The sequence below is a fragment of the Burkholderia sp. AU38729 genome (assembly GCF_020419725.1).
In the GTDB taxonomy this organism is placed as follows: Bacteria; Pseudomonadota; Gammaproteobacteria; order Burkholderiales; family Burkholderiaceae; genus Burkholderia.
The window spans coordinates 54,245-72,314 of the sequence record NZ_JAIZQO010000009.1; the positions used below are offsets into that span (position 1 = coordinate 54,245).

Here is an 18,070-nt window from a genome sequence, read left to right on the forward strand (position 1 = left end):
CGCCGTTTCGGCGCGGCGACAGCCGGCGGCCTGCCCCGGCGGCAACACCGCCGCCGGATGGCGCCTCAGCCTTCCTTCAGCGCGATGCCTCCACCAGTGCCTGCGCGAGCGCGTTGTGACGCGCGATGACGGGCGGCAGGTCGAGCGTCGCCAGACGTCCTTCCCTTACCACCACCTTCCCGTTCACAACCGTGTACGCCGTCTGCGACGGCGCGCAGAACACGAGCGCCGCGACCGGATCGTGCAGCGCGCCCGCGAACAGCGGCTGGCGCAGGTCGAATGCGGCGAAGTCCGCGGCCATGCCAGGCTTCAGCGCACCGATGTCGTCGCGGTTCAGCACCTTCGCGCCGCCGAGCGTCGCGATCTCGAGCGCTTCACGCGCAGTCATCGCATCGGGCCCGAAGCCAACCCGCTGCAACAGCAGCGCCTGCCGCACTTCCGCAACCATCTGCGCGCCGTCGTTCGATGCCGAGCCGTCGACACCGAGGCCGACCGGCACGCCTGCGAGACGCATCTTCTTCACCGGCGCGATACCCGACGCGAGCCGCATGTTCGAGCATGGACAGTGCGCGACGCCCGTGCCGGTGCGCGCGAACAGGCTGATACCCGCATCGTCGAGCTGCACGCAGTGCGCATGCCACACGTCGTGGCCGACCCAGCCGAGATCTTCCGCATATTCCGCCGGCGTCATCCCGAATTTCTCGCGGCTGTACGCGATGTCGTTGACGTTCTCCGCGAGATGCGTGTGCAGCGACACGCCGTATTCGCGCGCGAGCACGGCCGCGTCGCGCATCAGGTCGCGGCTCACCGAGAACGGCGAGCACGGCGCGACGACCACGCGCAGCATCGCGTAACGGCCTTCGTCGTGATAGGTCTCGATCAGGCGCTGCGTGTCGCGCAGGATGTCGGGCTCGCGCTCGACGACCGAATCGGGCGGCAGCCCGCCGTCGCGCTGGCCGACGCTCATCGCACCGCGGCTCGCATGAAAACGCATGCCGATCCGCTGCGCGGCGCCGATGCTGTCGTCGAGGCGGCTGCCGTTCGGGTAGATGTACAGATGATCGCTCGAGGTCGTGCAGCCCGACTGCAGCAGTTCGGCCATCGCGGTGAGCGTCGAGACCTCGATCATCTCGGGCGTCAGGTGCGCCCAGATCCGGTACAGGTTCGTGAGCCAGCCGAACAGCTCGGCGTTCTGCGCCGCAGGCACCGCGCGCGTCAGGCTCTGGTACATGTGGTGGTGCGTGTTCACGAGCCCCGGGATCACGAGGTGGCCGCGCAGGTCGAGCACTTCGTCGGCCGTCTCGGGCAGCTCGGCGGTCGGGCCGACCGCGACGATCCGGTTGTCTTCGATGTAGAGCCCCGCATCGCGCAGCTCGCGACGCGTGTCGTCCATGGTCACGAGCACGTCGGCGTGCTTGACCAGCAGGGTTGTCGGGCGGGATGAGGAGGGGTTCGGCGCGCGTGCGCCAGCGTGCTGCTCGAGGTTCATGCGTTCTCCGCGTCGGTCTGCCCCCAGGGGCGGATCCTGGGGACGGTCACACAGCCGTTCGAACGCTGAATCGCGGCACGCTCCGGTGCCTGCGTCCGTTCGAACGCCCTGGCCCGGTTACCCGGCGTGCTCGCCGTCTTCGGGGTACGCGCGGGCCACAAGGCCGACGCGCACGCCGGGAGGATCGCCCAAGCGCGCGCCGCACACAATGCTCGATCCGGAATACCGCGTTTCACGGATTCGATATGGTACGCCGCGCAGCGCCCCGCCGGCGGCCCGAAATGCCCGCCGGAAGCCCGCCGGAAGCCGCCTCCGGCGTGCCGTCGACAGCCGCTCATGCGCGGCGCATTATCTTTGATATCGCGCCCGTATTTGCGTGGGGAACCTTTTTACAATGCCTGCACGGCGCTCGCTTCAATCTCGCCGACGGGTATGTAGCCACGTGACGTGGAGCCTCGATCCGCCGCACAGTCATGGATCGAGTCGCCGCCGAACCTCGCATTCACACAAGGACACAACGAATGGGAAAGCTCACTACCCACGTACTCGATACGGCGCACGGCCGTCCCGGCGCTGCAATCAAGGTGGACCTCTACGCGCTGGACGGCGAATCGCGCCGCGCGATCAAGTCCGTGCTGACCAATAGCGACGGCCGCTGCGACGCCCCCCTGCTCGAAGGCGCCGCGCTCGCCGCCGGCGAATACGAACTCGTGTTCCATGCCGGCGACTACTTCGCGTCGCTCGGCGTGAAGGTGCCCGAACCCCGTTTCGTCGATCGCGTCGTGCTCCGCTTCGGCATCGCCGACACCGGCTCGCACTACCACGTGCCGCTGCTCGTGTCGCCGTGGTCGTACAGCACCTATCGCGGCAGCTGACATTCGAATCAGCACCCGCATCAAACAAACGATTTGAGTCTGGAGGAGTTTCATGGAAGGCTTCATCACCGACTGGCTGAACCTCGCGCTGCGATGGCTGCACGTCATCGTCGCCATTGCGTGGATCGGCGAGTCGTTCTATTTCGTCGCGCTCGACAACAGCCTGAAACCGCCGACCGACCCGAACCAGCGCAAGCGCGGTGTGTTCGGCGAGCTGTGGCACGTCCACGGCGGCGGCTTCTACAACATGCAGAAGTACACGGTCGCCCCGCCGGAAATGCCGGATGACCTGCACTGGTCGAAATGGCCGTCGTACACGACCTGGCTGTCGGGCTTCTCGCTGTTCTTCGTGCTGTACCTGCTCGCACCGAACACGTACCTGATCGACAAGAGCGTGCTCGACATGGGCCCGGTGGTCGCCGTCGCGTCCGCACTCGGCTTCCTCGCGGCCGGATGGATCGTCTACGACTCGCTGTGCCGCATCCTCGGCACCAACGACCGCGTGCTCGGCATCTGCGTCGGCATCTACGTGGTCGCCGCCGCGTACCTCGCGTGCCACATCTTCGCGGGTCGTGCCGCCTACCTGATCGTCGGCGCGATGCTCGCGACGATCATGTCGGCGAACGTGTTCTTCGTGATCATCCCCGGCCAGCGCAAGATGGTCGACAAGATGCTCAAGGGCGAAGAGCCGAACCCGATCTACGGCAAGCGCGGCAAGCAGCGCTCGGTGCACAACACGTACTTCACGCTGCCGGTCGTGTTCGCGATGCTGTCGAACCACTATGCGATGACGTACACGAACAAGTTCAACTGGGTCGTGCTCGTGCTGATCATGCTGGCCGGCGCGCTGATTCGCCAGTTCTTCGTGATGCGCCACCGCGGCAAGCAGCTGTGGTACCTGCCGATCGGCGGCGTCGCGCTGCTGGCCGGCGCACTGGTCTGGACGACGCCGAAGCCGGTCGCGCCGGAAGCGCAGGCCGCGAACGCGCCGAAGGTCGTGATCAACGACATCATGCCGATCCTGCAGCAGCGCTGCGTCGAGTGCCACTCGGCAAAGCCGACGCTGATGGGCAGCGCGCCCGCGGGCGTGATGTTCGACACGCCGGACGAAGTGTCGAAGAACGCGCAGCGTATCTATGAACAGGCCGTGCGCCTGAAGGCGATGCCGATCGGCAACGTCACGCACATGACCGACGACGAGCGCACGAAGCTCGCCGCCTGGTTCGAGGGTGGCGCGAACAAGTAAGCCGCCGTGCGCCGGGGTCGTGTTCCGGCGCAATCCTTTCCGTTCGCGGGCCCGTTACGGGCCCGTTTTTTTTGCGTGTTGCAGCGGCGTTGCTAGCGCTCACCGCGCATCGCGTCGCGCTGGAGCGCGACGAGCGCGTCGAGTGCGCGCGGGCCATCGTCGAACGGCACGAAGATGTGATCGTGGCAGGCAGCCGCCATCACGTTGCAACTGATGCCGGCCGCGCCGAGCGCGCGTGCGAACGCCGCCGTGAGGCCGACAGCCGCAAGGTCGGAATGCACGGTCAGCGTGATCCAGGCCGAGCGGAACAGCACGGGCCAGCCGTGACGCGCCGCCGTCTCCTCTTCGACCACGACCGTCAGCCCCTCCGCTTCGCGGAACGTTGCAATGACTTCGGATAACGATACGTCTGCGTCGGTCGGCAGCGATACGAAGGCGAACGCGCCAGGATGCAATTCGGGCTGCATCGTGCTCAACAGGATCGCCAGGTCGTTTTCAGGTTGGCTCATCGGAGGAACATGCCCGGAATCGGGCGTCGCGCGGTGGAGATGCGGGCACGATAGCACGCGCCACCGTCACCGCTACGCGCGCATCGTCGCGACTTCATCCGCGAGCCAGTCGCGCAATGCGACGATGCGCGGATCGTCCTGCGTGTGCTCCGGATACACGACGTGATAGGCGAGCCCCGGCGCCACGTCGACGTTCACGTCGAACAGTTGCACGACGCGCCCTTCCGCGAGATCGCGCGCGATCATGTGCGGCTCCGCCAGCCCGACCGCCGTGCCATCCGTCACGGCCTGCACGACGTGGCTCGAATCCGGAAACGCGACGCACCGGCTGTCGTCGAAACCGTCGATGCCGGCAGCGGCCATCCATGCGGACCAGCGCGGCCAGGTCACGCCATCGACTTCGCAGTCCACGTGGCACAGCGTGTGGCGCAGCAGATCGCGCGGCTTGCGCAATGGCGGCCCGGCCGACAACAGCGCCGGGCTGCAGATCGCAACGACCGACGTATCGAACAGGCGCTGCGCGTACGCATCGCGATAACGCCCCGTGCCGAAGCGGATCGCGGCATCGACGTCGTCGTCATCGAAATCGCGCAACCGGTCGGTGATATCGAACGACAGCTCGAACGCAGGATGTTCGGCCCTGAAACGCGGCAGGCGCGGCAGCAGCCAGTGCGTCGCGAAGCGCGCGCCGACCGATACGCGCAACTCCGTCTGCTCGCGTGCGACGCGCCGTGCCCGGGCAGTCGCGCGCTGCAGGCCCGCCAGCGCATCAGCGGCCGCGGCAGCCAGCACGACACCGGCCGGCGTCAGCCGGATGCTGCGGCTCGTGCGGACGAACAGCACCATGTCGAGCTGCGCCTCGATTTCCTTGATCTGGTGACTGACGGCCGCCGGCGTCAGCCCGACCTCGTCGGCCGCTCGCGAGAAATTCAGGTGCCGCGCCGCTGCATCGAACGTCCTCAGCGCGCGCGTACCGGGCCACATGCGTTCCATCGATCTTCAAACCGGATTTGATGACCGTTCCAAAACTACTCGTTTTTCAAGACGGCATCAATCGGCAAACAATAGGCTTTCTTGAAGATATCGCGCGCCGCCCCGTGCCCGCGACCAACCTGGAGAGTCGCCGATGACCGCTGCATCATTCCCGTCCGTCGCCCAGATCAACGGCGTCGCCGCCACGCCCGACGCGCTCGCTGCGCTGGCTTTCGCGGGCCACGCGCATTTCACCGCCATGCAGGTACGCGACGGCCACGTGCGCGGCCTCGACCTGCATCTCGCGCGGCTGCGCGATGCGTCGAACACGCTGTTCGGCCAGGCCCTGCCCGACGACCGGATTCGCACGCTCCTGCGCGCCGCGCTCGAGCGCGCGCCGTCGGCGCTGTCGCTGACGGCGACCGTGCATGCGACGACGGGCGAATTCGTCGCGCCGCGCGACGACGAAACGCTCGACGTGCTCGTCCGCACCGCCGCGCCGTCGTCGGGGCCCATGGGCCCGCTCGATCTCGCGCTGTTCGAATACGAGCGCGTGCTGCCGGACATCAAGCACGTCGGCGAAGTCGCGAAGACGCACTTCCTGCGCCGCGCGATCGCGCAGGGTTTCGACGACGCGGCCTTCATCGATCGCCATGGGCGCATCAGTGAAGGATCGATCTGGAATCTCGCGTTCTGGACCGGCGACGCGGTCGTGTGGCCGGTGGCCGGCATGCTCGGCGGCGTCACGATGCGCATCGTGCGCCGGCAACTGGCGCGCCTGGGGGTCGCGCAGCACGATCGCGAACTGACGCCGGCCGACCTGCCGTCGATGGCCGGCGCCGTCGTGATGAATTCGTGGACGCCCGGGATCGCCGTGCGCCGGTTGGGCGCGACGACGCTGCCTGACTCATCGTCGTTCGTCGCGCTGCTGCATCGTGCATACGCACAGGAGCCGCCGGTCGCGCCGTAACGTGCGCTGCCACGAGCCACGGATGCCCTGCTCACCCGTCGACCGTCTCCGGCAGCCGCGCGATCGCCTTGATCTCGAACTGGAACCCATAGAGCCAGGTCACGCCGACGGCGGTCAGCGTCGGATGCGGCGCGTCACCCCAATAGTCAGGAACGATCTCCCAGATCCGCTCGAACGTCGCTTCAGGGTCGACGAGGAACACCGTCACGTCGACGACGTCGTCGAACGTGCAACCGGCTGCGCGCAGCACCGCATTCAGGTTGTCGAACGCGCGGCGGACCTGCGCACCCAGTTCCGGCTCCGGCGAGCCGTCCTCGCGGCTGCCGACCTGCCCGGACACGAACAGGAAGCCATTCGAGCGCACTGCCGGCGAATAGCGGTTGCGGTCGTACAGTGCCTGGCGACCGGGCGGGAAAACCACGCTACGCTTTACCATCTCCTACCTCCTTCGGTTGGTGGGGCGAAGCCGCCCCGGCATCAACGATGAAGGCACTTTAAGGATCGTTGCGCGGCGAATAAACCGGCAACCCTGTCCAACACTGTTTGCACGCACCAAACAATTCCGACCGACGCGGAGCCCTGACCCGATGGATCGATTCGACGCAATGCAGGCGTTCGCCCGCGTGGTGGAAGCCGGCAGTTTCACGAAGGCGGCCGAGACGCTGCACATGAGCCGCACCACCGTCACGCAACTCGTGCAGCAGCTCGAAGCGCGGCTGCGCGTGAAGCTGTTCAACCGCACCACGCGCAAGGTCGTCGTCACGGCGGACGGCGCCGCGTACTACGACCGCGTCGTGCGCTTGCTGGCCGACATGGACGATGCCGAAACGAGCCTGTCCGCGGCTTCCGCATCGCCCCGCGGGCGGCTGCGCGTGGACGTGCCGAGCCCGTTCGCGCGCCTGATCCTGATCCCTGCACTGCCCGCGTTCCATGCGCGCTATCCGGACATCCAGCTCGACATGGGCGTGAGCGACCGCGTGGTGGACGTGATCGGCGAGAACGTCGACTGTGTCGTGCGCGGCGGCGAACCGACCGACCGCTCGCTGGCCGCGCGGCGCGTCGGCGACCTGCGGCTCGGCGTGTATGCGTCGCCGGCTTACCTCGCACGCGCCGGCTCGCCGACGCATCCGGACGAGCTGGAGGATACGCATCACCGGATCGTCGGTTTTCTGTGGGCGCGCACCGGCAAGGCGCTGCCGTTCGCGATGACATGCGACGGCGAGCAGGTCACCGTGCGCGGACGCTACGTGCTCGCGGTCGACGACGGCAATGCGTACCTCGAGGCCGGCCTCGCCGGACTGGGCATTCTGTGGCTGCCCGACTACATGGCGGGCGCGCATCGCGCCCGCGGCGAACTGGTGCCGCTGTTCGAGCAATGGCAACTCGAACCGATGCCGATGTACGTCGCGTTCCCGCCGAACCGGCACGTCAGCGCGAAGCTGCGCGTGTTCATCGACTGGGTCGTCGAGCTGATGGCGCAGCATGCACCGATTGCGAACCGGCGTCGCGGCGCCGGCCGCTCGCGCGACACGCGCACAAACGCGGCGACCTGAATCTCGCCGAATCGGCCGCACATAAAAAAACCCGCGCATGATGCGCGGGTTTCATCAGACGCCGGCAGCAACGCCGGCGACTCAGGCCGTCAGCGCGTGCAGCGCCTCGTCGGTGAGCCACAGCGATTCCTGAAGGTCCTGCTCGTTCAGGTTCAGGCCATCGCCGCCGCGATCGACGACGATGAAGTCGCTGACGCCACCGAGCGCGATCAGCGGGTGATGCCACACGCCCTTCGCATAGTTGACGCCCTGCCAGCCGCTCGTCACGAACGCGCGGATCTTCGCCGGATCGAGATCGCCCGCGGGCGCGACGACGACGAGATACGGCTGGTCGTTCAGCGGCACGAACGCCTGGCTGCCGAGCGGGTGCCGCTCGAGCATCTTCACTTCGAACGGCAGCGTGCGCGGCTGGCCGCGGAACAGGTTGACGAGCGTGCGGCCGTCTTCATCGGTCACGTCGACTTTCGCGAGATCGTGAAAGCGGATCGTCGTGCCGAGGTTGATCGGGATCTGCTTCGCCCCTTCCGTTTCGATCACGTCGCCGAACGGCGCGAACGCTTCCTTGGTCAGCGGTTCGATGGCAAGCGTCTTCATTTGTCGAGCGTCCCCCACAGACGCAGGCGCGACACGCCGCCGTCCGGAATGATGTTCAGTCGCACGTGCGTGACGGGGCCGAGCGACGCGATGTCCTGTTCGAAGTAGTGCTGCTTGTCCATCTGCAGCTTCTGTTCGCCGAGCAGCACGGGCCAGAACATCGACTGCGTGATCAGCGAGCTGTCCGTGCCGCCCGACACGTACGCGGCCTGGATCGAGCAACGATCCGGGTAGTTGCCCTTGAAGAACGCGGTATCGACTTCGATCTTGCGGATCACGCCCGGCTGCGCGAGCGCGATGATTGCCCAGTCGTTGCCCGGTTCGCGGCGGCGGCGGGTTTCCCAGCCGTCGCCCATGTTCACGCCGCGGCCCGGCAGCAGCAGGTTCGACGCGACGCCGAAGTGCTGGTTGTTCGCGGCCACCACGTAACCGCCGTTTTCCATCGCCGCGAGATCGAACTGCTCGGTCGCGCTCGCGCCGGCCCAGTCGAGCTGCGGCTGGCCGTACACGCGCAGGCGCGCAATGCCGCCATCCGGATAGATGTTCACGCGCAGGTGCGTGAAGGCGCGCGCATCGCTCGCTTCGACGTAGTGATGGCTGTTGCCCTGCAGCGTCGTCGACGGCACGATCTCGACCCACTCGGTCGCATGCGTCGGCGCGCCGTCGGCCACGAACGCGGCCTCGATCGACGCGGCCGGCGGGAAGTTGCCGGTGAAGTGGCTCGTGTCGATGTCGAAGCCCTTGATCACGCCCGGGCGCGCGAGCTTGACGATGCACCAGTCGTAGCCCGTCGTGCGCTTGCGGCGCGTTTCCCAGCCGTCCATCCACTTGCCGTGGTCGTCGTACTTGCCGGGGATGAACACGGCCGGCTCGGGGTTCAGCATCCGGTCCTTCGGCGCGAAGAAATCGTCGCTGGCTTCGAGCGCCTGCGCACCGAGACGCGGGTCGGCCAGGTTCACGTAGCGCCGCGTGAAGTCGGGTGCGTTGGGATCGAGAAGCGGAACAGCCATGATGTTTCCTTGTTTCAGTGAGGCGATCAGGCCGCTGCGACGCAGCAGGCCGTATTGCGGTGTCAGGCGTCGATCAGGTCGTCGAGGCGGAAGCGCGCGATCCGGTAGATCTGGTCGAGGCTCGCCCGCAGTTCCTCGGTGCGCGAGTGATTCACGCGCGACTCGAAGTTCGCGATGATGCCGTGCCGGTCATAGCCGCGCACCGCGAGGATGAACGGGAAGCCGAACTTCTCGCGATACGTGCGGTTCAGCGTCAGCAGCTTGTCGAACTCTTCCTGCGTGCACTGGTCGAGGCCCGCGCCGCTCTGCTCGCGCGTCGACTCGGCGGTCAGCTCGCCGCGCACGGCAGCCTTGCCGGCCAGCTCCGGGTGAGCGTTGATCAGCGCGAGCTGGCGCGCTTCGCCGCTCGTTTCCACCGCACCCGACATCGTCTTGTGCAGCGCGTCGATGCTCGCGAACGGCCGCTGACCCGCGGCGACTTCGGCCACCCACGGCGAATGTTCGAAGATCCCCGACAGTGCCGCGACGAATGCGCTCGGCGCCATCGTATTCAGTTGTTCCAACGTGTAGCGCATCGCCTTCATGCTTTCCCTTCGTTTCGATGATTGGGCTGATACGGATGATGTTCACGCCAGTGACGTGCGATATCGACACGGCGCGTCACCCATACGCGATCGTGCTTCTCGATGTGATCGAGGAAACGCTGCAGCCCGCGGAACCGGCCCGGCCGGCCGAGCAACCGGCAGTGCATGCCGATCGACAGCATCTTCGGCGCTTCGTCGCCTTCCGCGTACAGCACGTCGAATGCATCGCGCAGGTAGTCGAAGAAGTGATCGCCGGTGTTGAAGCCCTGCGGCGTCGCGAAGCGCATGTCGTTCGTGTCGAGCGTGTACGGCACGATCAGTTGCGGCGTTTTCTTGCCGCCCGACACTTCGACGTCCATCCAGAACGGCAGGTCGTCGCCGTAGTTGTCGGAGTCGTACAGGAAGCCGCCGTATTCCGCGACCAGGCGGTGCGTATTGGGGCTGTCGCGGCCGGTGTACCAGCCGAGCGGGCGCTCGCCCGTCACGCGCTCGATCGCTTCCATCCCGAGACGCATGTGCTCGGCCTCGAGTTCCGGCGTCATGCTCTGGTAGTGGATCCAGCGCCAGCCGTGGCACGCGATTTCATGGCCCAGCTCGACGAACGCGCGCGCGAGCTCCGGATGGCGTTCGATCGCCATGCCGACGCCGAATACCGTCAGCGGCAACCCGCGCTTCTCGAATTCGCGCAGGATGCGCCACACGCCGGCCCGCGAACCGTATTCGTAGATCGACTCCATGCTCATGTGGCGGTCGGGATACGCGGCCGCGCCGACGATTTCCGACAGGAACTGCTCGGAGCCCGGATCGCCGTGCAGCACGCAGTTCTCACCGCCCTCCTCATAATTCAGCACGAATTGCACGGCGACGCGGGCGCGTCCCGGCCAGTTCGCCTGAACGGGATGGCGGCCGTAGCCGATCAGGTCGCGAGGATAGTTGGGATCGAGTGACATGGTTCGAAGTGCGGCGAAAGCTCGCTGAAATAATGGGTTCGCATCGACTGCACGGGGGCCGGAGGCCGGCTGCGCAAGCCGATGCGATGACGGCCCAGTTTAGCGAAAACGTCCATACGCGCCCATACAGCGGCGCAGATAGTGCGTGTCAGACGGTGTGTATGTGCGGTTGCGGCAAATCCGGCACCGGTTCCGCCTGCGCCCCGTCCGGCGGGCTGAAGCGGGCGAACGCGCCGTCGTAGCGCTTCGGCAGCGGCCGCGCGTAGTCGCCGCGCTTCGCGGTCGCGAGGCGCAGCGCGACGAGCGCCTCGGCCCACTTGACGGCCGCCGTGACGCCCTCGACCACCGGCGCGCCGATCTGCTGCTCGATCTCGTGCGCGAACTCGGCCATCCCCGCGCAACCGAGCACGATCGCGTCGGCGCCGTCCTCGTCGAGCGCGCGCCGGCATTCGTCGACGATGATCCGGCGGGCAGCCGAGCCCGGCCGGTCGAGCTCGAGCACCGCGACGTCGGTCGCGCGCACGTTGCGGCAGAACCGTTTCATCCCGTAGCGCTCGGCGAGATGCCATGCCATCCCGCAGGTGCGCGCGAGCGTCGTGACGACCGAGAAGCCCGGGGCGAGCACGCTCGCCGCATGCATCGCGGCCTCGGCGATGCCAACCACCGGCCCGCGTGCGAGCTCGCGCGCCGCATACAGGCCCGGATCGCCGAAGCACGCGATCACGTACGCATCGCAGCCGTCGCGCTCGCCCTGCACGATCTCGGCGAGCAGCCCCGGCGTCGCCAGCGCCTCGTCGTAATACCCTTCGATCGACGGCGGCCCCATCGGCGGACTCACCGCGACGATCTCCGTGCCGGCAGCGGCAACCTCGCGCGCGCAGCGTCCCATCGCGTCGGTCATCCGCTGGGTCGTGTTCGGATTGATCAGTCGGATCTTCATCGCATGCTCCTCAGGCCTTCGCGCTCACGAGCAGCCGGTAGAACACGAAGCCGAGCCCCGCGCCGATGAACCACGAGAAGTTCGCGACGCCCTGCCAGCCCGGCACCATCACGCAGACGATCGCGATCACCGCGGCCGGCAACAGCGCGGCCAGCGCGCGGCGGTTCACGCCGCCCGTGTACCAGTACGTGCCGCTTTCCGACATCGTGTACAGGTCGTCGCGCACGAGCCGGCCGCGCTTGACGAGGTAGAAGTCGGCGATCAGCACCCCGTACAGCGGGCCGATGAACGCGCCGAGCACGTCGAGCGTGTAGTGGATCACGGCCGGGTTGTTGAACAGGTTCCACGGCGTGATGAAGATCGACGCGACGGCCGCGAGCATCCCGCCCGCGCGCCAGCTGATCAGGCGCGGCGCGACATTCGAGAAGTCGAACGCGGGCGACACGAAGTTCGCGACGATGTTGATGCCGATCGTCGCGATCGTGAAGGTCAGCGCACCGAGGATCACCGCGGTCGGATGGTCGATGCGACCGACCGTCTCGACGGGGTCGGTGATGAGTTCGCCGAACACCGGCAGCGTCGCGGCCGTCGTGATCACCGTGACGAGCGAGAACGCGAGGAAGTTGACCGGCAGCCCCCAGAAATTGCCGCGCTTCACTTCGCCGAACGAGCGGCAGTAGCGCGAGAAATCGCCGAAGTTCAGCATCGGCCCGGAGAAGTACGACACGACCAGCGACACGGCCGTGATCATCACCGGAATCACTTCCGCGCCGTGGTACTTCACGCCGCCGAGGTTGAGGCCGATGTTGCGCCAGCCCGCGCGCCACACCATGTAGCCAGCGAGGATGAACATCACGACGTAGACGGCCGGCCCCGCGAAGTCGATGAACTTCTTGATCGTCTCCATCCCGTTCCAGAACACGAACGCCTGGAGCACCCACAGCAGCATGAAGCCGGCCCAGCCGACCGCCGACAGCCCGAGGAAGCCGTAGCGATGCACGTCCGCGTAAGGCAGCCATTGCGGGAAGAACTTCAGCACGACGATCACCAGCGCGCTAGACGCGAGATAGGTCTGGATCCCGTACCACGCGATCGCGATCAGCCCGCGGATCACGGCCGGCACGTTCGCGCCGAGCACGCCGAACGTCGCGCGGCATGCAACCGGATACGGCACGCCGATCTGCTGGCTCGGCCGCGCGATCAGGTTGCACAGCAGGTTCACGAAGCCGATCCCGACGATCAGCGCGATCAGCACCTGCCAGCTCGTCAGCCCGAGCGCAAACAGGCTGCCCGCGAACACGTAGCCGCCGACGCTGTGCACGTCCGACATCCAGAACGCGAAGATGTTGTACGCACCCCATGTCTGGTTTTTCAGGGGTGCCAAATCTTCGTTGTACAGACGTTCGCTGTAACCCTTCGGCAGTGTCGGGTCGCCGCCCTCGCCGCCTTCATCCGCCGGATAGGCGCTGTCCTGCGCCACACTGAACTGAGCCATGACTTCTCCTTGACGCGGCCGCAAGGCCGCTCCACCGTCATCGATATCGCTCCGGATCGACGCCCGGAGTCGGACCAGCGGCCCGCGGCAAATGCCGCGGGCCTGCATTTCGCTCGTTCTTGTGGCGCGTGGCCGGGTTCGCGTCGCCGCTCAGGCGCCGCCGAACACTTCGCGCAAATCGACCTGCCCTTGCGCGGGCCGGTCCAGCATCTTCAGTTCGACATGCTGCAGGTGGTGCGCCATCAGCGTCACCGCCCGCTTCGGATCGCCGGCCTCCAGCGCACCGAGGATCTCGTCGTGGTCGTCGCACGAGCACGGGCTGCGCCCGTGCGACTCGTACAGCGCCGACATCAGCGTCGAGCGTGCGACGAGCCCTTCGAGGCACGCGCTGAGCGTCGCATTGCCCATCAGCGTCGCGAGCGCCGTATGGAATTCGCCGGACAGGCGGATCCAGGCCGCGAAGTCCTGCCGCTGGAACGCCTTGCGTTCCTTCTCGATCAGCGCGGCGACGCCCTTCAGCCGCTTCGCCCCGGGCCCGGTCGCGAGCCGCTCGACCACCGCGAGCTCGATGATCCGGCGCATCTCGAACACTTCGTGCACGTCCTGCAGCGTCGGGCTCGCGACGAACGCGCCGCGGTTCGGCTCGAGATCGACCAGCTTGTCGGTCGCGAGCTGCGCGAGCGCCTGGCGGATCGCCCCGCGCTTCACGTTGAACACGTCGCAGAGCTGCGCCTCCGTCAGCTTCGCGCCCGGCGCGAGCCGATGCTCGAGAATCGCCGTGCGGATCCGCTCGGCGATCGCTTCGGGACTGGCTGCACCGGACGGGTGGGATTCGGGCTCGTTCATGATCGGCATCGTGTGATGATCCTCATCCTAGGGCGGACATAAAGATTGTCAACAATTCTTTTCCGGCATTGCGCACAATCGGCGTGCATCGATGTGACCCTGTCCGGTGCACGATGCGTCAAATCCATGCACGACAAGGCTGGTACGTATGATGGGCGCGCTTCTCGTCGTATACCCTCCCGGTCGTTTTGTTGACAAAACTGGTGCAAGAACCGGCGACGAGCGTGCTGATGTCGACGAAAATATTTGACCGTTAGTTGCGCGTTTGCATAAAGAAAAAGGCGGGAACCCCGCCTTTCGACCGGCTGCACCGCCTCAACCGAGGTGCGGATAGTCCGACAAAGTGAGCCGGAAACCGTGTGCATTCGCGACCAGTTGCGCCTGTGCGCCGAACGGCAGCGTCAGCAGGTCAGGCACGTGACCGAACTGAAGCCCCGTCACGACCGGAATCCCGATCACCGCGCGCACCTGGTCGATCATCGCCTGCATGTCGTAGCCGTTGTCGTACTCGAACGGCCGCGCACCGGTGAACTGGCCGAGCACGAGCGCCTGCTGGCGCGCGAGCAGCCCCGAGAGATGCAGTTGATAGATCATCCGCTCGATCCGGAACGGCTGCTCGTTGACGTCCTCGATGTACAGGATGCCGCCCTCGATGTCGGGCATGTACGGCGTGCCGACGAGCGACGTGAGGATCGCGAGGTTGCCGCCCCACAGCGTGCCCGTCACGTTCACGCTCTGCACCTGCGGCGCTTCGGCGATGATCGTCGTGCTCGGCTGCGTCAGCGTCTGCCAGAAGTGCTGCATCGTGAAGTCGCTCGGCGTTTCCGCGCCGAAGTCGGCGGACAGCATCGGGCCGCCGAACGTCTTGATGCGCGCCTTCGCGTACAGCGCGAGCTGGAGCGCCGTGAAATCGCTATGGCCGACGAGTGCGACCGGCTGGTCGCGCAGCCTGCGCTCGAGCCCGCGATAGTCGAGCCCGTGCAGGATGCGCGCCGCGCCATAGCCGCCGCGCACTGCGAGCGCGATGTCCGGCAGCGGCCGCTCGGGATCGGCAAGACGGTTCAGGTCGCCTGCCCGCTCGCCGTCGGTGCCGCCGAACCGCTGGAAGCGCCGCTGCGTCGCCTCGATGTTCTCGATGCGATGCTGCGCGGTGCTGAGGCGTTCGAGCGCGCGATTGATCGCGTCCGGATCGTGCGGATAGCCGGACGGCGCAAGCAGGCGGATGGTGTAGGACGCGGCAGGCTGGAAGGACATGGCGAAGAAAGGTGTCGGGTCGTCAAACCCCTTAGAGGGACCGAACCGTCTCCGGTTCACGGAACCGTGCACGCCCGGTTCGCGTCGAGCGACGGGCGCGGCGGGCGCCTATGACGCGCCGGAGTCGGCGTCGCGGGCGAGCCGTGCTTCGCGCAGCGCGCGACGGCGCTCGGCGAAGAACGACTTCAGCGCGGCGCCGCACTCGTCGGCGAGCACGCCGCCGGTCACTTCGGTATGGTGGTTCAGTTGCGGATTCGCGAATGCGTCGATCACGCTGCCGCACGCGCCCGTCTTCGGATCGGCGGCACCGTAGACGACCCGCGCGATGCGCGCATGCATGATCGCGCCCGCGCACATCAGGCACGGCTCGAGCGTCACGTACAGCTCGCAGCCGGGCATCCGGTAATTCTGCAGATGCTGTGCGGCCATGCGCAGCGCGGCCATTTCCGCATGGGCGGACGGGTCGTGCCCGCCGATCGGATGGTTGAAGCCGCGTGCGATCACTTCGTCGCCACGCACGAGCACCGCGCCAACCGGCACTTCGCCGGCCGCGCGCGCCTCTTCGGCGGCGGCCTGGGCGAGACGCATGAAATGCAGGTCGCGCGCCGATACGGGCGCGGCTTCGGGAACGGGAGATTCGGCGGCGGGTTCGGCCGCCGGGGCGACTGCCGACCGGGCTGCGTCGTGCAGCGCGTCGGACGTCACATCGGCCCCGCTTCGGCGGACGTTTCGTCGAGCCCGCGCTCGCACAAGCGCTCCGCGATGCGCCGGCAGTAATCGCGCGGCATCACCATCGGGCCGCCGCGCAGCGATTCGAGCGCCATGTCGAGAGCGAGGATCTTCGCCTGCAGCCGGCACCGCGCGGCGCGGTCGCTGACCGCCTGCACTTCGTCATGCAGGTTGCGCAGCGCGCGCAATTGCTCGACGGCCGGCGGCACGAAGCCCGCATTCTTCAGGATACGGTTGGCCACCCGCACCTCCTCGGGCACGAGCAGGTCGTCATCCAGCGCCTGTGGCGCGCCGGTACCCGGCAAATCGTCGAACTCGCCCCGCGCGGCGGCGGCGGCAATACGTTGTTCGACCAGGGCGTCAAGCAATCTCATCAGTCAATCGGAACAATGCGGCAGGCCGAATTCTAGCAGGGTGACGCGGGTATGACAGGCCCTTCGAATATATGCTCGATATTGTGTTTTTTAGGGGCCGAATCGCGGGGCATGCACGCCGATCGGTCTCATTTGCCGCTCTGCTGCGCCGCAGCGGGCTGCGGGCCGTTCGTATACCCTCCAACGCGTACGGTGCCGGGCCCTATTTTTCTGCGGCAACGCGGACCACGCCGCGCCGATCCGGTGAAACGGAAGCCGTCCCCGCTTCGGTCGCAAGGTCACGCAGCCGCCGCTTCCCGCCGCGCGTTCGCGAACGGACGGAACATCGTCGCGATCAGGAACGCGCCGACACCGATCGCAAACGAGCCGAGATACAGCCAGCCGTAGCTGCCGAACGTATCGACGATCAGACCGCCGGCGACGGGCCCCGCGGCCATCCCGAGGCTGCCGGCCATCGCGCAGCCGCCGATCACGGTGCCCATCATCCGCAGCGGGAAGTTCTCGCGCGCCAGCACCGCATACAGCGGCATCACGCCCGCATAGATGAAGCCGAACACGACCGCGACCGCGTAGAACCCGTCGAGCGTGCGCACGAAGTAGTACCCGAGCGCACCCAGCGCCTGCGCAAGCAGCCCGGCCACCAGCATGCGCTTCGCGCCGAGGCGGTCGCCCAGGATCCCGAACGCGATCCGGCCGCCCATGCCGGCGAGCCCTTCGACGCTGTAGATCGACACCGCGGCGATCAGCGGGATCCCGCACGTCACCGCGTAGCTGACCGTATGGAAGATCGGGCCCGAATGCGTCGCGCAGCAGAAGAAGTTGGTCAGCAGCAGCACGATGAACTGCGGGGAACGCAGCGCGGCCGCGACCGACATCGCCGCCGGCTCGCCGGCGGGCGCCGACGCCGCCTGCGCGCCGTCGAGCGCGGGCGCCCGGCGTACCAGCAGCGACACCGGAATCATCACGACGGCCGCCAGCGCCGCCATCAGCAGCATCGACGTGCGCCAGTCGCGCACCGACACGAGCCACGCTGCCAGCGGGGCCATCGTCATCGGCGCCATCCCCATGCCGGCCGACACGAGCGACACCGCGAGGCTGCGGTGCGTGTCGAACCAGCCCGTCACGCACGCCATCATCGGCGCGAATATCGCAGCCGTCGCGCCGCCGACGGCAAGGCCGAACGTGAGCTGGAATGCGAGCAGCGACGGCGCGCGGCTCGCCAGCGCCAGGCTTGCCGACAGCAGGACGGCGCCCGTCATGACGACCGGGCGCGTGCCGATGCGGTCCGACAGGCTGCCCCACCCCATGCTCGCGAAAGCCATCGCGATGAAGCCGAGCGTCATCGCTCCGGAAATGCCGGTCATCGACCAGCCCGTGTCGCGCGCGATCGCGCGCAGGAACACCGGCAGCGAAAACATCGCGCCGATCGCGATGCAGCCCATCAGGCCGCCCGCGGCGACGATGACCCAGCGGTATCGGGAATCCGGCATGGGGTGCCTCCTTGTCGTGACGGCGATCCTCGGGAACCGGGCGCCACCTGCTTCGCGCAAGGCCCGGTCGACATGGATACGACGGGCGACGCGCCGCGAAATCGACATGCGCGGCACACGCGTCGCCGAATTTTTCATTGTCCGCCGATCCGCTCGGCCCGCAACGGGCGGAGCGAGCCGACGCTACATG

Annotated in this window: 19 protein-coding genes; 4 read left to right on the forward strand and 15 right to left on the reverse strand. The window is 67.3% G+C overall.

The features are described 5' to 3' along the window. Positions 1–76: 76 nt before the first annotated feature. A complete protein-coding gene (locus tag LGM56_RS23320; RefSeq protein ID WP_089425650.1) occupies positions 77–1,489 on the reverse strand; it encodes an 8-oxoguanine deaminase in 1,413 nt (470 codons plus the stop codon). Between the two features lie 521 nt (positions 1,490–2,010). Between LGM56_RS23320 and uraH the strand changes: the two genes are divergently transcribed. Beyond that, positions 2,011–2,364 (forward strand): hydroxyisourate hydrolase, encoded by a 354-nt coding sequence (uraH, locus tag LGM56_RS23325; RefSeq protein WP_226206882.1) that lies wholly within the window; start codon positions 2,011–2,013, stop codon positions 2,362–2,364. Between the two features lie 52 nt (positions 2,365–2,416). Further along, entirely contained in the window at positions 2,417–3,610 is a 1,194-nt protein-coding gene (locus LGM56_RS23330; protein WP_039342830.1) for a urate hydroxylase PuuD, read from the forward strand. A 92-nt stretch (positions 3,611–3,702) separates the two neighbouring features. Here LGM56_RS23330 and LGM56_RS23335 read toward each other — a convergent pair whose 3' ends face one another. After that, a complete protein-coding gene (locus LGM56_RS23335; RefSeq protein WP_089495068.1) occupies positions 3,703–4,119 on the reverse strand; it encodes an ACT domain-containing protein in 417 nt (138 codons plus the stop codon). A gap of 72 nt (positions 4,120–4,191) precedes the next feature. Then, positions 4,192–5,112 carry a LysR substrate-binding domain-containing protein gene (locus tag LGM56_RS23340; protein ID WP_226206883.1) on the reverse strand — a complete coding sequence of 307 codons (921 nt, stop codon included), beginning with the start codon at positions 5,110–5,112 and terminating at the stop codon, positions 4,192–4,194. A gap of 133 nt (positions 5,113–5,245) precedes the next feature. Between LGM56_RS23340 and LGM56_RS23345 the strand changes: the two genes are divergently transcribed. After that, on the forward strand, positions 5,246–6,061 hold the full coding sequence (locus LGM56_RS23345) for an aminotransferase class IV family protein (protein ID WP_226206884.1): 816 nt from the start codon (positions 5,246–5,248) through the stop codon (positions 6,059–6,061). A 31-nt stretch (positions 6,062–6,092) separates the two neighbouring features. Here LGM56_RS23345 and LGM56_RS23350 read toward each other — a convergent pair whose 3' ends face one another. Continuing rightward, on the reverse strand, positions 6,093–6,497 hold the full coding sequence (locus tag LGM56_RS23350) for a RidA family protein (RefSeq protein WP_226206885.1): 405 nt from the start codon (positions 6,495–6,497) through the stop codon (positions 6,093–6,095). Between the two features lie 151 nt (positions 6,498–6,648). Here LGM56_RS23350 and LGM56_RS23355 point away from each other — a divergent pair, with 151 nt between their 5' ends. Further along, on the forward strand, positions 6,649–7,614 hold the full coding sequence (locus LGM56_RS23355) for a LysR family transcriptional regulator (RefSeq protein ID WP_226206886.1): 966 nt from the start codon (positions 6,649–6,651) through the stop codon (positions 7,612–7,614). A gap of 81 nt (positions 7,615–7,695) precedes the next feature. On the opposite strand, the gene LGM56_RS23360 is transcribed toward LGM56_RS23355, so the two are convergent. From LGM56_RS23360 to LGM56_RS23410, 11 genes are all read right to left on the reverse strand, one after another. Beyond that, the gene (locus tag LGM56_RS23360) at positions 7,696–8,208 is read right to left on the reverse strand and encodes an ureidoglycolate lyase (RefSeq protein WP_043187989.1); all 513 of its coding nucleotides are present in this window, start codon (positions 8,206–8,208) and stop codon (positions 7,696–7,698) included. Further along, positions 8,205–9,218, reverse strand: coding sequence for an allantoicase (gene alc / locus LGM56_RS23365; RefSeq protein WP_011352409.1), 1,014 nt, complete (start codon positions 9,216–9,218; stop codon positions 8,205–8,207). Before alc ends, LGM56_RS23360 begins: the two co-directional genes overlap by 4 nt. Before the next feature lie 62 nt (positions 9,219–9,280). Next, a complete protein-coding gene (uraD, locus tag LGM56_RS23370; protein ID WP_089473075.1) occupies positions 9,281–9,802 on the reverse strand; it encodes a 2-oxo-4-hydroxy-4-carboxy-5-ureidoimidazoline decarboxylase in 522 nt (173 codons plus the stop codon). Further along, positions 9,799–10,752: an allantoinase PuuE gene (puuE, locus tag LGM56_RS23375; protein WP_089456400.1), complete on the reverse strand. Its 954-nt coding sequence runs from the start codon at positions 10,750–10,752 to the stop codon at positions 9,799–9,801. The genes uraD and puuE overlap by 4 nt, the downstream gene beginning before the upstream one ends. A gap of 148 nt (positions 10,753–10,900) precedes the next feature. After that, the gene (locus LGM56_RS23380; RefSeq protein ID WP_089495074.1) at positions 10,901–11,692 is read right to left on the reverse strand and encodes an aspartate/glutamate racemase family protein; all 792 of its coding nucleotides are present in this window, start codon (positions 11,690–11,692) and stop codon (positions 10,901–10,903) included. A 10-nt stretch (positions 11,693–11,702) separates the two neighbouring features. After that, positions 11,703–13,187 carry an NCS1 family nucleobase:cation symporter-1 gene (locus tag LGM56_RS23385; protein ID WP_226206887.1) on the reverse strand — a complete coding sequence of 495 codons (1,485 nt, stop codon included), beginning with the start codon at positions 13,185–13,187 and terminating at the stop codon, positions 11,703–11,705. A gap of 150 nt (positions 13,188–13,337) precedes the next feature. Next, positions 13,338–14,042 carry a GntR family transcriptional regulator gene (locus tag LGM56_RS23390; RefSeq protein ID WP_206136224.1) on the reverse strand — a complete coding sequence of 235 codons (705 nt, stop codon included), beginning with the start codon at positions 14,040–14,042 and terminating at the stop codon, positions 13,338–13,340. 306 nt (positions 14,043–14,348) lie between these two features. Continuing rightward, positions 14,349–15,287, reverse strand: a complete 939-nt coding sequence (ldcA, locus tag LGM56_RS23395) for a muramoyltetrapeptide carboxypeptidase (RefSeq protein ID WP_226206888.1) — start codon at positions 15,285–15,287, stop codon at positions 14,349–14,351. Positions 15,288–15,395: 108 nt separating this feature from the next. After that, positions 15,396–15,992 (reverse strand): tRNA adenosine(34) deaminase TadA, encoded by a 597-nt coding sequence (gene tadA / locus LGM56_RS23400; RefSeq protein WP_089495076.1) that lies wholly within the window; start codon positions 15,990–15,992, stop codon positions 15,396–15,398. Further along, positions 15,989–16,390, reverse strand: a complete 402-nt coding sequence (locus LGM56_RS23405) for a DnaJ family domain-containing protein (protein WP_226206889.1) — start codon at positions 16,388–16,390, stop codon at positions 15,989–15,991. The genes tadA and LGM56_RS23405 overlap by 4 nt, the downstream gene beginning before the upstream one ends. Before the next feature lie 278 nt (positions 16,391–16,668). Further along, positions 16,669–17,880: an MFS transporter gene (locus LGM56_RS23410; RefSeq protein WP_226206890.1), complete on the reverse strand. Its 1,212-nt coding sequence runs from the start codon at positions 17,878–17,880 to the stop codon at positions 16,669–16,671. Between the last annotated feature and the right edge of the window lie 190 nt (positions 17,881–18,070).